The 15229-nt window shown below is 40.3% G+C and carries 8 protein-coding genes; 2 read left to right on the top strand and 6 right to left on the bottom strand.

The window, feature by feature from the left end:
• Positions 1–14 precede the first annotated feature (14 nt).
• The 4 genes from baeS to HMPREF0693_RS03300 are packed head-to-tail and all read right to left on the bottom strand — an operon-like array spanning position 15 to position 8834.
• A complete protein-coding gene (baeS, locus tag HMPREF0693_RS03315) occupies positions 15–1391 on the bottom strand; it encodes an envelope stress sensor histidine kinase BaeS (RefSeq protein ID WP_004243448.1) in 1377 nt (458 codons plus the stop codon).
• The gene (mdtC, locus tag HMPREF0693_RS03310) at positions 1388–4471 is read right to left on the bottom strand and encodes a multidrug efflux RND transporter permease subunit MdtC (RefSeq protein WP_004243447.1); all 3084 of its coding nucleotides are present in this window, start codon (positions 4469–4471) and stop codon (positions 1388–1390) included. The genes baeS and mdtC overlap by 4 nt, the downstream gene beginning before the upstream one ends.
• Entirely contained in the window at positions 4468–7599 is a 3132-nt protein-coding gene (locus HMPREF0693_RS03305; protein WP_004243446.1) for an MdtB/MuxB family multidrug efflux RND transporter permease subunit, read from the bottom strand. Before HMPREF0693_RS03305 ends, mdtC begins: the two co-directional genes overlap by 4 nt.
• Positions 7599–8834 carry an MdtA/MuxA family multidrug efflux RND transporter periplasmic adaptor subunit gene (locus tag HMPREF0693_RS03300; protein ID WP_004243444.1) on the bottom strand — a complete coding sequence of 412 codons (1236 nt, stop codon included), beginning with the start codon at positions 8832–8834 and terminating at the stop codon, positions 7599–7601. Before HMPREF0693_RS03300 ends, HMPREF0693_RS03305 begins: the two co-directional genes overlap by 1 nt.
• 567 nt (positions 8835–9401) lie before the next feature.
• On the opposite strand from HMPREF0693_RS03300, the gene dtpA reads away from it, so the two are divergent.
• Positions 9402–10868 (top strand): dipeptide/tripeptide permease DtpA, encoded by a 1467-nt coding sequence (dtpA, locus tag HMPREF0693_RS03295; protein ID WP_004243443.1) that lies wholly within the window; start codon positions 9402–9404, stop codon positions 10866–10868.
• Positions 10869–11289: 421 nt separating this feature from the next.
• Here the strand turns inward: dtpA and HMPREF0693_RS03290 are convergent, their stop codons facing one another.
• On the bottom strand, positions 11290–12663 hold the full coding sequence (locus HMPREF0693_RS03290) for an MFS transporter (RefSeq protein ID WP_004243442.1): 1374 nt from the start codon (positions 12661–12663) through the stop codon (positions 11290–11292).
• A gap of 766 nt (positions 12664–13429) precedes the next feature.
• Here HMPREF0693_RS03290 and HMPREF0693_RS03285 point away from each other — a divergent pair.
• Positions 13430–13651, top strand: coding sequence for a hypothetical protein (locus tag HMPREF0693_RS03285; RefSeq protein WP_004248291.1), 222 nt, complete (start codon positions 13430–13432; stop codon positions 13649–13651).
• Between the two features lie 63 nt (positions 13652–13714).
• On the opposite strand, the gene mgtE is transcribed toward HMPREF0693_RS03285, so the two are convergent.
• Entirely contained in the window at positions 13715–15178 is a 1464-nt protein-coding gene (mgtE, locus tag HMPREF0693_RS03280) for a magnesium transporter (RefSeq protein WP_004243440.1), read from the bottom strand.
• Between the last annotated feature and the right edge of the window lie 51 nt (positions 15179–15229).

Here is a 15229-nt window from a genome sequence, read left to right as displayed (position 1 = left end):
CAATAGAGCAAAATTTAATTATCTTCAGAATAGACAGGTAATACGATAAGTATTTTTACTCCACCGATAGCGGATGGCATAGCCGTGATTTTACCATTATGAGCTTCGACAATATTTTCGCAAATCGCAAGCCCCAAACCAGAGCCACCGCTGGAACGATTACGAGAGCTTTCGGCCCGATAAAAACGTTGGAATACCGCTTCATATTGTGCTTTATCTAGCCCCGGGGCACTATCTTCCCACACAATCAACACATTATTATGTTCTCTTTTGCTACTAATATGCAATTGACCACCAGAATTGGTATAACGAACACTGTTTTCTAATAGATTATGAAAAAGTTGGATCAACCTATCCGGATCAGCTTGTACAATCAGTTTGACGTTATCATCTAAATCAGTCTGTAAAGCAATCTCTTTGGCTTGATAAATATGCCGATAAGAGGCGACAGCTAACAAAATAATTTCATTAATATCAATAAAATCCTTACGATAGGTCAAAGAGCCTCTATCAGATAATGATAGCTGATGTAGATCGTTTACCAGTTTAGTTAAATTTGTTACTTCAAAGAGTAATGAATTTAAAGTTTCTGCAGTTGGCTTTCTTACACCATCTTGTAACGCTTCAAGCTCTCCTTTTAAGATAGCCAATGGCGTACGTAACTCATGGGAGATATCTGCCATATAATCACGGCGAATTTGCTCATTTTTTTCCAGTGTACTGGCAAGTTGATTAAAATCCGTTGCTAACTGGCTGATTTCATCTTTATTGGTTGGGGTCACGCGAACAGCAAAATCGCCAGCGGCTAATTTATGGGTTGCCTCCACTAATCGCTTTACTGGGCGGATCATGCTGCGTGACAGTATTAACGTAATTAATAGCGCAAAAAGCACCGTTAAGCCGGCAATGATCCAACTGGTGCGTAACTGTTGCTTATCAAAGCTAATATCTGCTTCGTTGCTGATTTTATCAGCTGCACTGACAATCACCCAGCCGACAATTTCATCATGATAAGTAATAGGTTTTTTAAAGGTTTCTGCGGGAAATTGATTATCATGGCCAAATAAGCGTTTCATCTGTTTATCGACGATCCAAAACTGAGTACGCCATCCTCGAGGGGCAGGGCCTTCACCACTTTGACTTATTTGGTCAATGGTTCGTAGTATCTGATAAATAGAGCGATCGTCTCGATTGAGAAAACGCCAATCTCCGGTTAATTGATATTGATCGCTTAACGCTTCGGCTAACAAGGTTGCCCGCTGTTCACTGTTTTTCTTGATATAGCCAATAAACCCCTGCTGGAAGCTACTACGAATACCGATATGCATAGCAAATACCACTATCATGCAAGTCGCGAAGATCACCAAAAATAGCTTACTTCTTAGTTTCATGCATTTGCCTCTTTTTTGTTATGGCGTCGTTGTTGCCAACGTTGGCGAACACCATCAAAAAACAGATAGATAATCGGAGTGGTATACAGGGTTAATAATTGGCTCATAAGCAAGCCACCCACAATGGTAATGCCTAATGGCTGCCTTAATTCCGCACCATCACCACTACTTAGCATCAGAGGTAAAGCGCCAAAGAGCGCGGCTAAGGTAGTCATAATAATAGGGCGGAAACGCAATAAACTGGCTTGAATAATCGCTTCTTGAGCGGATAGTTTTCCTTCTCGTTGAGCCGTAATCGCAAAATCCACCATAATAATGGCATTTTTCTTCACAATACCAATTAACAACATAATGCCAATAAGAGCAATTAAGCTAAAGGGGGTATCAAACAAGCGCAGTGCTAATAATGCGCCAACACCGGCAGAAGGCAATGTGGATAAAATAGTCAATGGATGAATATAGCTCTCATAAAGCACACCAAGGACAATATAGACGGTGACAATAGCCGCTAAGATCAAGATAAGCTGTGACTTAATGGTTTCTTGAAAAATTTGCGCTGTACCCGCAAAGGTGCCTCGTACCGTGTTAGGTACACCTAACTCTGTCATGGTTCGCTCAATGGCGTTAATGGCATCAGATAAGGTATAGCCCTCTGGCACATTAAAAGCGATGGTAGAGGCGGCAGACAACCCTTGGTGATTAACACTTAAAGGTGCATTAGCGGGATACCAACTGGCAAATGCAGATAATGGAATACGTTCACCTTGTGTATTCATCACATACATTTTATCTAGTGCAGAAACATCTTGCGTATATTGTTCAGACACTTCCATCACAACTTTATACTGATTTAGCGGGGCATAAATGGTAGAGATCTGCCGCTGTCCAAAGGCGTTATTTAATAAATTATTGGCATCACTGACATTAATGCCTAATTGCGACATAGTATCGCGATCATAAGTGAGTGCCATTTCGGCACCTTTATCTTCTTTATCTGAGTTGACATCAACCAGCTCAGGTAATTCGCCTAACGCTTTACGTATTAATGGCTCCCATTTACGTAATTCACTTAAATCATCAGCGAGTAAAGTAAACTGATAACTGGCATTAGCTTGGCGTCCTCCAGCACGTACATCTTGTACAGGCATTAAAAATAGTGTTGCACCGGGTTCATTAGCCAGTTTGATACGAAGGCGATTGATCACTTGATTTGCACTATCTGTGCGCTCTGAGAGCGGATTAAGTGAAATAAACATAAATCCACTATTAATACGTCCTCCCCCCGTAAATCCCGTGACGCTATCAACATCCTTATCCGCATTAATCTCCTGCATAAAACGGGTCATTTTTTCTTTCATCGATTGGAATGAAATACTTTGGTCTGCACGTACAAATCCCATTAAACGACCGGTATCTTGATCTGGAAAAAAGGTTTTCGGCGCACTGATATATAAATAAGCATTCAGTCCTAAGGTGGTAATAAAAATAGCCATGATCCAGCGTTTATGCCGTAATGCCGCTTGTAGTGTGACACTGTAACCTTGTTGTAAGCGAAAAATTAACTTACCAAATCCGCGTAAATGTGACTGTGCTTTGGGTTTTATGCCTTTTAATAAATGGGCACACATCATTGGGGTTAATGTTAAGGAGACAAATAAAGAGATCCCAATCGCGGTGGTTAAGGTAATGGCAAACTCTTTAAAAAGTCGTCCGACAAGGCCATCCATCAACAAGAGAGGAATAAATACCGCCACCAATGAAATACTCATTGAAAGTACCGTAAAGCCCACTTCGCTAACCCCTTTTAGGGCGGCTTGTTTAGGTTTTAAGCCATTTTCGATATGGCGAGAGATATTTTCGAGTACGACAATCGCATCATCCACGACAAAGCCGGTTGCAACCGTTAATGCCATTAATGATAGATTGTTTAAGCTAAAGCCACATAAATACATGGCTGAAAAAGTACCAATTAATGAAACAGGTACGGCAACAGCGGGGATCAAGGTAGCACGCCCTGAACGTAGAAATAAGAATACCACTAAAATAACCAGTGCCACGGCAATCGCTAATGCGCGTTCAACTTCTGCTAATGAGGCACGAATAGTGGGGGTTCTATCTTGAGCTACCTTTAAATTGACACTGGCAGGGAGTAGCTCACGTAATTCGGGGAGTTCATCACGAATGCGGTTGACAGTTTCGATGATATTGGCGCCTGCTTCACGGCGAATAACCAGTAAAATAGCCGGTTCACCACCACTCATTCCTGCCGCCCGTGCGTTTTGTACAGAGTCTGTCACTTGGGCAACATCACTTAAACGCACGATAGCATCTTGATTATAATGCACAATAATTGGGCGATAATCTTGAGCTTTGCTTAACTCATCGTTAGTTTGTATCTGCCAACGATTTTCATCATTATGAATAAAGCCTTGTGGTCTTCTGACATTGGATTGACTAATGGCTTTGCGTACATCATCAAGACTGACATTTTGATTAAATAGCGCATCAGGATTGAGTGCAACACGCACAGCCGGCAATGAACCTCCCCCTACGGAAACTTCACTTACTCCTTCAATTTGCGAAATTTTTTGTGCCAAGCGTGTTGATGCGAGATCATAAAGCTCACCGGTATTTTGTGTCTCTGAGGTCAGCGTTAAGATCATAATCGGTGCATCAGAAGGATTTGATTTGTAATAACGCGGGCGACTTGGCATACCTGAAGGTAATAGGCTTTGTGAGGCATTTAACGCAGCCTGTACATCTCTAGCTGCGGTATTAATATCTTTATTTAAGTCAAATACTAATGTGATACTGGTACTACCTAAAGCACTACTTGACGTCATCTCATCAATCCCCGCAATACGCCCTAAGGAGCGTTCAAGGGGAGTGGCAACAGAAGAAGCCATCGTTTCAGGTGATGCCCCCGGTAATGAGGCATAAATATTAATGACCGGATAATCAACTTGTGGCAGTGGTGCGACAGGCAACAACATAAAACCTAATGCACCACAAAGAGAAATGGCTAGGCTAAGTAGTGTAGTAGCAACAGGGCGTTGAATAAATAGAGCAAACAGCTTCATGACACCGCTCCATTATCATGTTCAACGCGTTTATGGCGATTAAGGTAAAGTGATAACTTATCAAACAGCAAATAGATAACAGGGGTGGTAAATAAGGTGAGTATTTGACTCATAATTAAGCCCCCCACCATACATACACCTAATGGTTGGCGTAATTCAGCCCCTACGCCAGTGCTTAGCATTAAAGGTAATGCACCTAATAACGCAGCCATAGTGGTCATTAAAATAGGGCGAAAACGTAGCAGACAAGCTTGATAAATTGCTTCGTAAGGAGATAGTCCTTGTTCTCTTTCAGCGGCCAGTGCGAAATCGATCATCATGATGGCATTTTTCTTAACAATACCAATCAACAAAATGATGCCAATAATCGCAATAATATCTAGCTCATTACCGGCTGCCATCAGTGCCAATAAAGCACCGACACCCGCAGTAGGTAGGGTAGATAAAATAGTAATTGGGTGAATAAAACTTTCGTATAACACGCCTAATACAATATACATAGCAACGATGGCCGCAATGATAAGCCACAGCGTGCTGGAAAGGGCGCTTTCAAAAGCTAATGTAGCCCCTTGAAACTGTGTCGTAATATCTTTTGGCATCGCAATTTGCTCTTCTGCTTGCTTAACGGCATTAACAGCGGCTTCAAGAGATGCGTCTTTCGCGACATTAAATGAGAATGTGGTAGCAGGAAATTGCTCTTGGTGATTGATAGATAAAGGCGCGAGACGTTGCTCCACAGAGGCAATAGATAAGAGTGGCACCATAGCACCCTCTTTGCCGGTTAAATGAACTGCAGAAAGTGCCTGTAGTCCTTCACTATTGTGCATATTTTGTTCTAAGACAACACGATACTGATTTGCTTGGGTGTAAATCGTTGAAATAAGTCGCTGTCCAAAGGCATTATACAGCGCATTATCAATGGCACTCATTGAGATCCCTAAGCGACTGGCTGAATCTCTATCTACATTGATATAGGCCATCATCCCATCAGCTTGCCAATCACTGCTGATGTCGGTAAGTTCCGGACTCTCTTGTAGTGCCTGTGATAATTTAGGCACCCAATAGGCAAGCTCATCGAGCGAGGTTGCTTGCAAGGTAAATTGATATTGAGTACGGGAAACTTGTGTATCAATAGTTAAGTCTTGTGTGGGTTGTAAATAGAGTGTAATTCCTGCAATAGAGGCGACTCGTGCTTGTAAACGAGGAATAATTTCATCAATGCGTGAATCACGTTGATCGAGGGGTTTTAAGGTAATTTGCAAGCGACCTGTATTGAGGGTGGCATTACTGCCATCGATACCCACAAAACTCGCAATATTCTCAACGGCCGGATCGTCAATCAGTTTCTCAACCACTTGTTGTTGTTTTTCAACCATCGCTTGATAAGAGATGGATTGTGAGGTTTCTATTGTACCTTGTAGTAACCCATTATCTTGTAAAGGGAAAAAGCCTTTAGGGATAAATAGATAGAGCAAAACTGTTAATGCTAATGTACTGAGGGCAACACCTAATGTTATCCATTGATGATTTAATACACGTTTTAACCAAACCGCATACACGGCGATCATCTTTTCAAAAAAGCGCTCACAAGCCATTTCAAAACGATTGTGCTTAATTTGACTTTCTGGTTTAAGTAAGCGTGCGCACATCATCGGCGTTAAGGTTAAAGAGACTACCGCGGAAATTAAAATCGCCACGGCTAAGGTAATGGCAAACTCTCTAAATAAACGACCAACAATATCTCCCATAAATAACAGAGGGATCAGTACGGCAATTAAAGAAAAAGTCAGTGAGATAATAGTAAAGCCGATTTCTCCCGCCCCTTTTAAGGCTGCGGTTAACGGCTTATCTCCTCGCTCTAGATAACGGGAGATATTTTCTATCACCACAATGGCGTCATCAACCACAAAGCCTGTCGCAATGGTAAGTGCCATTAAGGTGAGGTTATTGACAGAAAAACCGCAAAAATACATCACCGCAAAAGTACCCACTAAGGAGAGGGGGACGGCAATGCTAGGAATAAGAGTGGCAACACCATTACGTAAAAATAGATAGATAACCATGACCACAAGTGCAATCGCCAGTCCCAGTTCAAACTGGACATCTTTCACTGATGCCCGAATGGTCGTGGTTCTATCGGTTAAGATCTCAACATTTACCGACTTAGGTAAATTAGACACTAAATCCGGTAATAAATTACGAATATTATCCGTTGTTTCAATAACATTAACACCCGGTTGGCGTTGCACATTGATAATAATGGCTTGTTGATTATTGGCCCAAGCACCAAGCTGGTTATTTTCTGGGGCTTGTTCAATGGTGGCAATATCGGCAAGGCGGATGGGGGCGCCATTTTTATAGCTAACAATCAGTTTGCGATAATCATCTAATGATTTCATTTGATCGTTGGCGGATAACGTTACCGAGCGAGTGGGGCCATCAAGGCTACCTTTGGCAGAGTTAACATTGGCATTATTAATAGCCACGCGGATTGTTTCACTATCTAACCCATAAGAGGCGGCTGCTTGGGCATTCAATTTTACGCGCACAGCAGGGCGTTGTCCGCCGGCTAAAGAGACTAAACCAACGCCGTTAACTTGCGATATTTTCTGCGATATTCGCGTTTCTACCATATCCTGTAGCTGTGTCATCGGCAATACAGAGCTGGTGACGGCTAAGGTTAACACTGGCGGATCAGCCGGATTTACTTTGCTGTAAATGGGCGGATAAGGTAAATCAGTAGGTAATAAGTTAGTTGCTGCATTAATGGCCGCTTGTACTTCTTGCTCTGCGACATCTAACGGTAATGTGAGTTGGAACATCAGTGTAATGACTGATGCCCCACCTGAACTTTGTGAGGACATCTGTTTTAAGCCTGACATCTGTCCAAATTGACGCTCTAACGGTGCTGTTACCGCAGAGGTCATCACCTCGGGGTTTGCCCCAGGATAGAGTGTGACGACTTGAATGGTCGGATAATCAACTTCAGGTAATGCCGACACTGGCAGCATACGATAACCGACAATTCCTGCTAATAAAATCGCGACCATAAACAGCGTTGTTGCCACTGGACGTAAAATAAATAAACGAGATGGCCCACCACCTGTAGCGGGGATTTTTTCGCTCATTATGCTTTCTCCGCAACAACGGGATCAGTGGTTTTAGCTTTAGGTGCCAGCGGTGTTACAATCTCGACTTTGGCACCTTGCGTTAATCTATCCACACCATCGGTGACAACACGTTGATTAGCGGATAACCCTGAGGCAATGACAACTTTATCTGCATTTTGTGATGCAACCTCAACAGCGAGTTTGCTGACTTTGTTTTCCTCATCAACAACCCAAACAAAGTGTCCTTCATTTCCCATTTGTAATGCTGCATTGGGGATCACTACCGCTTTTTCTAATGTAGTGACATATAAACGAATATTGACAAATTGATTGGGAAATAGCGTACTTTCTTGTTGAGGAAAACGGGCTTTTAATTTGATAGTCCCTGTAGTGGCATCAATTTGATTATCAACACTAAATAGAGTCCCTTGTGCTAATTCAATTTTATTATTTCTGTCTAATGCAATAACAGGTAATGTAGGGCTATTTTTACGGGCTAAGATAACCTGTGATAGATCTTGCTCTGGTAATGTAAAGAGTACATCAACAGGATCCATCTGGTTAATAACGACAATTGGCGTAGATGAGCCACCAGAAATATAGTTACCGACATCAACCTGCTTTAATCCCACCCGTCCTGAAATAGGGGCCGTTATTTTGCTATAGGTTAATTGTAATTGTGCATTATTAATTGCTGCTTTATCGATACTAATACTGGCTTCAGACTGTTTGACTAAAGCCGCTTGGTTGTCTAATTCTTGTTGTGAAACCAAATGGGTCTTTGCCAGTTTTTGGTAGCGAGCTAAATCAAGGCGCGCATTTGCCAGTGTGGCCTGATCTTTTGCCAATTGCCCTTTAGCTTGCGCTAATTGCACTTCAAAAGGACGTGGGTCGATTTCTGCTAACAAATCGCCTTGATTCACTTGTTGGCCTTCGGTGAAATGCAACGCCATTAATTGCCCTTCCACACGGCTTGTCACGGTCACACTATTGACGGCTTTCACTGTACCTAAAGCAGTTAAAAATTGCGGCACATCTTCTTGTGCAGATGTCGCCACTTGTACAGGAGGCATCGGTGGTCGTCTTGAGCCAGCTGTACTTCTATTTGGTGTATTCGCAGTAGGGGTATCTTTACTCACAGGAGGTGCGCTGTTGTTTGAAGAGTATTGCCAATAGGCGATAGCGCCAGCGATAACAATAAGCAGGGTGATAATAAGAGAAAATCTTTTTTTGGTCTTTTTGTTGTTATTCATTGCGTTGGTGATCCTACTGACAACTCGCTAATTGAGAAAAAATGAAATGACACAATCAATTATGACATTCTACCTATTTCTTTAGGGGTAAAAATGGAGGAAATATGAAAATTGAGTCAAGGAATGTGTTTATTGATTATATTCTAATCAGTTGTTGTCACTTAGCAATAATATGCTGGGGTTATATCTTTTTATAAAGAGAAAAAACGATTTCTAGCTAGCTATCTCGGCGCACTTTATTTTTATATAGTGATGATGATGAATAAACCAGCATAAAATAAATGATTAATAATCAGTGAGTTATTTTGTTTGTTGATTTTTTGAACGCATAACTATTTTGTACAAATGGCGTCAACTATGATAAAACGCAATAGTTAGTTATAATTCTTAGATAATTATTCTTTCCGGTGATAGAATGCCAACCTTGTTTTTCTCTGTGTTGAACTCTTTGTTAAGAATAACAATTCAGTATGAATAACACCGCGCTTTAACTCTGTCTTGAATCACAATGTTTTTGGTAAAAGCAGCCCAAAAATAAGGGCATAATAGAATAACTAGAGGTTTTTAGTGTCAACTGCAAACACACCTGAAGATGAACAGAAACCGAGTCTGAATGCGTTTAAACAGCCTCGTGCATTTTATCTCATCTTCTCAATCGAATTATGGGAACGTTTTGGATATTACGGCTTACAAGGGATCATGGCCGTTTATCTGGTTAAAATGCTGGGTATGAGTGAGGCGGAAGCTATCACTGTTTTTGCCGCATTTACCGCATTAGTTTATGGCTTTGTGGCAATTGGTGGCTGGCTTGGCGATAAAATTCTCGGGACAAAAAGGGTTATTGTCCTAGGGGCTATTGTGCTGGCAATTGGTTATGCCATGGTTGCTTTCTCCGATCATGATAAAGATATGATTTACTGGGGATTAGCCACTATTGCGGTGGGTAATGGTTTATTTAAAGCCAATCCTTCCTCTTTATTAGCCACCTGTTATGAGAAAGATGATCCACAATTAGATGGTGCATTTACCATGTACTATATGTCGATTAATGTGGGATCATTTTTATCCATGTTAGCGACACCATGGTTAGCGGCGAATTATGGTTGGGATGTCGCTTTCGCATTAAGTGTGGTGGGGATGTTGATCACACTGGCAAACTTTATGCTATGTCGCGGTTGGATCAAAGATAAAGGCTCTAGGCCTGACTTTGAGCCACTAAACTACCTGAAACTGTTATTAACGCTGGTGGGGATTGTTGCTTTAACAGCAGTATCAACGTGGTTATTACATAATAATGAAGTGGCAACATGGTCTTTAGCGATTATTTCATTAGGTATTATCCTGATTTTTGCCCGTGAAACTTTTATGATGAAAGGGGTTGCACGGCGTAAAATGATCGTCGCTTTCTTACTGATGGTGGAAGCCGTGGTATTTTTTGTTCTTTATGATCAAATGCCAACATCATTAAACTTTTTTGCGATCCATAATGTTGAACACGCTATTTTAGGCTTTAGTGTTGAGCCAGAGCAATTTCAATCACTTAACCCATTTTGGATCATGCTAGCTAGTCCATTATTGGCTGCTATATATAACTTTATGGGTGATAAATTACCCATGCCTTATAAATTCACAGTGGGAATGTTTTTGAGTGCAACTGCATTCTTAGTATTACCATTGGGGGCGAGTATGGCAAATGAAGCCGGTATCGTTTCATCATGGTGGCTTGTTGCCAGTTATGGCTTTCAAAGTATTGGTGAGCTGATGATCTCAGGATTAGGTCTTGCGATGGTGGCCCAACTAGTGCCACAGCGTTTAATGGGCTTTATTATGGGCGCATGGTTCTTAACATCTGCGGCAGCTGCAATTATTGCTGGTAAAGTGGCAAGCTTAATGGCCGTTCCTGAAGACGTACAAAATGCACACGCATCATTAGAAATTTATAGCAGTGTATTTTTACAAATAGGTATCGTAACAGGTGTTATTGCACTGTTAATGCTATTTACTGCCCCTATGCTGAGTAAAATGACACAGTAATATGTGAAATTTATTGTCAGACAATAAAAGGATGCCTTAGGGCATCCTTTTTTATATCTATTTAAAAATAAAGTTAATTTTAACAAAAAATATCTATAGTACTTGATAATGTTGTTTTTTATTTATACTTGTCTTTTTGGAAAACATATTTCAAATTAATAAAAATCTACTCATTATCGTTGATCTTAAAATGTAATGTTTCAGTAATGATCTCAAGTCCTGTAATGTCTTGATAGGGCCAATTTTGCGGAAAATTTTCTTTTTTACAATCTTATCAATTGATTGATATATAACAAGATTAAATTCAGATAAACTACAGTGATTAGATTAATTATATTGATGCAACAACACCACCTATTAGAGTGGTGTTGTTGTGAATAATAAATTCTAAGGAGAGTAAAATATTTCTTGCTAGCAACGATTAACTAGCGACTTTATCAACTTGCAATGCTATCTCTTTTTCCCGTGAGCTGGTGTTTACCGCGATCCAGCCTTTATAAGCTAAAGGTAAGAATGCGATAACAATGGCTAATGCAGAAACAGCTGCAACATAATAAGCTCCTGCCATTGCCGTTTTTTCCAACCAAGCGCCCGTTAACATTGGCGTTAAGCCACCAAATACGGCATAGGCCATATTATAAGCAAAAGAGAGGCCAGAAAAACGAATTGAAGGAGGAAATGCTCTAGTACTCACAATTGGGGTTGTGGCAATTGCACCGACAAAAAAGCCCATCAAACCATAGTTAAATGCTAATTGGATACCAGACATATTGGCATCTAAGCTTCCATAAAAATGGAATGCAGTAACAATTAATCCACCCCATGATAAGGTCATGGATGCACGGGTTCCTAATTTATCACCCAACCAGCCCCAGAAGATACATCCTAAGGTCAGCGTTAAGGTGGCAACACAGTTCGCTTCTAACGATGTTGTTCTGTCTATTTTGTAGATCCCTTCAACAATGACACTGGGTGTCATCAAAATAGTAACAACAATAGCTGTAGATAAAGACCATGTTAATGCTGCAGTAATTAAACAGGCTTGTTTATGGTTTTTGATAACCGAAACCACAGGCATTTCTTGTGCTAAGGCTTTTTTAGACGCCATCTCTTTAAAGATAGGTGTTTCTTGTAAAAAACGACGTAAATAAACCGAGATCAAGCCAAATATACCACCTAAAATAAAGGGAATTCGCCATGCAAAATCATTCACTTCTTGAGCGCTATAGCTGCGTTGTACAATAATAGCGACGATAGAGCCTAATAAGATGCCACCAGTAATACCGGATGTTAAGGTACCCACCCCTAAGCCATAACGCTGTTTCGGGGTGTGTTCGGCAATAAATACCCAAGCCCCGGGCATTTCACCACCGATAGCCGCCCCTTGCATAATACGCATCAATAACAGTAATAACGGTGCAGCCACACCGATGCTGGCATAGGTAGGTAATAAGCCAATCACCAAAGTAGGTACAGCCATTAAAAAGATACTTAAGGTAAACATACGTTTACGGCCGATAATATCGCCATAGTGAGCCATAATGATGCCACCTAAAGGACGAGCAAGATAACCGGCAGCAAAAATACCTAATGTCTGCATCTGAGCGATAAAAGCGTTATCACCAGGAAAGAATAAATGGCTCAATGTTTTCGTAAAGAACACGAAGATCACGAAATCATAGAACTCCAATGTTCCTCCTAGTGAGGATAAACCCAACGTTTTATAGTCGTTGCGGTTTAAAGGTCTTGCCGTAGGTTGACTCAACGGCTGAGTGGAGTGTGATTGTGATGTCATAATAACAACCTATATTAATCATCGTGATAAAAAAGAGTAAATAACCAAACCATCAATAAAATTCTTAAAAAAGTTGATCACAAAGGTGGCAATAAATAACGTTAAAAAGTTATTTATCGTCTTTTATACAAGAAAGAATAATATTGTAATGATGTAAATAGTTATATCAGGAAGCTCTTTATGAAGTAAAGAGCATAAAATAAAACAATTTGATAAGTTGTCATTGTGAGCATCTGTAGTTTTTAATGCTAAGTTTTGTTTGTTTTGTGATTTTTAGGACGGTTTTTATTTTCTTGTGTAGTTTTTTAATAAAATTAGAGGTTTTGTTCTTATCTTTATTTTCATTTATTAGTTATGGTTAAAAAAACGATTTATTGAATATCATTTCAATTTTTCTAAATTGAATTAAATAATAAAATTAGCGTTATTTTAATTTATTATTTCTTGTTAATTAAATAATAATTAGATTATTAATTAATAAACATTGATGTTTTGTAGCGATATAATCTGTTATTAGTATTGTTTTTAGGGTATTCATCTAAAATGAATCTAGTTGTTCATTGGTTTTAAATTTCTTAAAATTGAAAATTATTGATATTAAATGTCAATCAATATGGTTATTGTAAGCGTGGTTACGCATTTTTATTTAAAATATAGATTTTAAATAGTTAAATGATAAATAGGGGAAAAACAGCAAAAATCATCTCAAAGCGTCATTATCTGGTTATAATTACATCAGATGTCGGTGGATATAGCAGGGGGAGTGATGAATTCAATTTCGATAAGTGCGGTGTTGTTAGCCGCGATTGTGCTATTTGCATCTGTGTTTGTTGTCGCTTTAGCTAGTAGTCTGCTACTAAAAAAAACGCTGTATGGGAGTCTGCAACAAGATAATTTATCAGTCAGTGTTGCGGTAAGAAGAACGTTTATGGTATCGCTTGTTGTCGCATTACTACTGGTCTATTACTTTCTTTCAACAACAGCCTAAAAAATCTATAAAAACAAAAACGCCACTGTGATGTACTCTACAGTGGCGTTTTTATCTGTCTTGTTAAACTAAGAAAATAGTGGCTAGGCCTAAGAAAATAAAGAAGCCACCAGTATCGGTGATCGCGGTGATCATCACACTTGAGCCAATAGCCGGATCTTTACCCAGTTTTATCATGGTCATTGGTATTAATACCCCCATCATGGCAGCCATCAACAGGTTGAGTACCATGGCCATTGTCATTACGGCGCCCATCGCAATATCACCATAAAGGAAGTAAGTTACAACTCCCATTATTCCCCCCCAAACAATACCGTTGATAAGGGCAACACCTAACTCTCTTAAAATTAAGAACGAGAAACTACCAGTCTGAATTTGATGTAGTGCTAATGCACGCACAATCATAGTAATGGTTTGGTTACCGGTATTTCCCCCAATACCTGCAACAATGGGCATTAAAGTTGCTAAGGCGACTAATTGGGAAATGGTATGCTCAAACACACCGATAACACGAGAAGCGACAAAAGCAGTACATAAGTTGATAGCAAGCCATGTCCAACGTGTTTTAACCGCTTGCCCGACAGGGGCGAATACATCCTCTTCTGGGCTTAACCCCCCCATACGACGAATGTTGGTATCGCTCTCTTCATGCATATTATCGACGATATCTTCAACGGTTAAACGTCCCATTAACAGGCCATTACTATCAACAACTGCAGCCGAAATTAAGTCATAACGTTCGAACGCACCCGCTGCATCTTCGCCTTTCTCTTCGGGCATAAAGCTGACAGTATCGGTTTTCATGACATCAGAGACCCGTTTATCCGGCGACTGGGTTAATACTGTGGTTAAGGGTAATTCACCTAACAGATGATTGGCATTATCAATAACGAAAATTTTATCCGTGGCTTCAGGAATAGAGCCACGTTGGCGTAAATAACGTTGAACCGTTTTTAATGTTACGTTGCCACGCACGGTGACAAACTCAAAATCCATCATCTGTCCAACACTATCCTTCGGATATTGCAGGACTTCTCTGATCCTATTACGCAGACTTGGTTCTAAATAGGTCAAAAGACGACGCATGGTATCACGGGGTAAATGCTCCGCAATATAGGCCTGTTCATCCACATGCAAAGAAGCGACTGAGCGTAATAATTCACGATCCGTCATATCTTTAATTAGGCTGTCCCAAACGGCGACAGAGGCTTCGACTAAAACCGCACCACGCTCATTATTATCAACCAAATGCCATAGGGCTAAACGTTCATCATAGGGAAGGGCTTCAAGAATATCTGCAATATCTGCCGCGTGTAGATCTTGTAGTAATTCTCTAACAGTGGTGATTTTTTCATGAAGTTCATGGTGGCTCAGCCTATCACTTTCACTTGCTTCACCTAGCACTGTTTCAACAAAACGGTCATCTTCAAGAAAGATGTTCAGAATTTGCTGACGCAGGTGTGCCACTTTTTGTGAATATGGATTGATGGCAGCCGCAGTATCATTATTGATAGCTGATTGAGACATGTTATTCCTTTTTAATTCTTACGAGGGAGATAACCATTAGTATTCATTATT

It is taken from the genome of Proteus mirabilis ATCC 29906 (genome assembly GCF_000160755.1).
Taxonomy (GTDB): Bacteria; Pseudomonadota; Gammaproteobacteria; order Enterobacterales; family Enterobacteriaceae; genus Proteus; species Proteus mirabilis.
This window is presented reverse-complemented; position numbering and strand designations above follow the sequence as displayed.

What these genes read in the sequence shown, in the direction of transcription:
- baeS (WP_004243448.1), bottom strand. Translation starts at nt 1,391, where the DNA reads ATGAAACTAAGAAGTAAGCTATTTTTGGTGATCTTCGCGACTTGCATG.
- mdtC (WP_004243447.1), bottom strand. Translation starts at nt 4,471, where the DNA reads ATGAAGCTGTTTGCTCTATTTATTCAACGCCCTGTTGCTACTACACTA.
- HMPREF0693_RS03305 (WP_004243446.1), bottom strand. Translation starts at nt 7,599, where the DNA reads ATGAGCGAAAAAATCCCCGCTACAGGTGGTGGGCCATCTCGTTTATTT.
- HMPREF0693_RS03300 (WP_004243444.1), bottom strand. Translation starts at nt 8,834, where the DNA reads ATGAATAACAACAAAAAGACCAAAAAAAGATTTTCTCTTATTATCACC.
- HMPREF0693_RS03290 (WP_004243442.1), bottom strand. Translation starts at nt 12,663, where the DNA reads ATGACATCACAATCACACTCCACTCAGCCGTTGAGTCAACCTACGGCA.
- HMPREF0693_RS03285 (WP_004248291.1), top strand. Translation starts at nt 13,430, where the DNA reads ATGAATTCAATTTCGATAAGTGCGGTGTTGTTAGCCGCGATTGTGCTA.
- mgtE (WP_004243440.1), bottom strand. Translation starts at nt 15,178, where the DNA reads ATGTCTCAATCAGCTATCAATAATGATACTGCGGCTGCCATCAATCCA.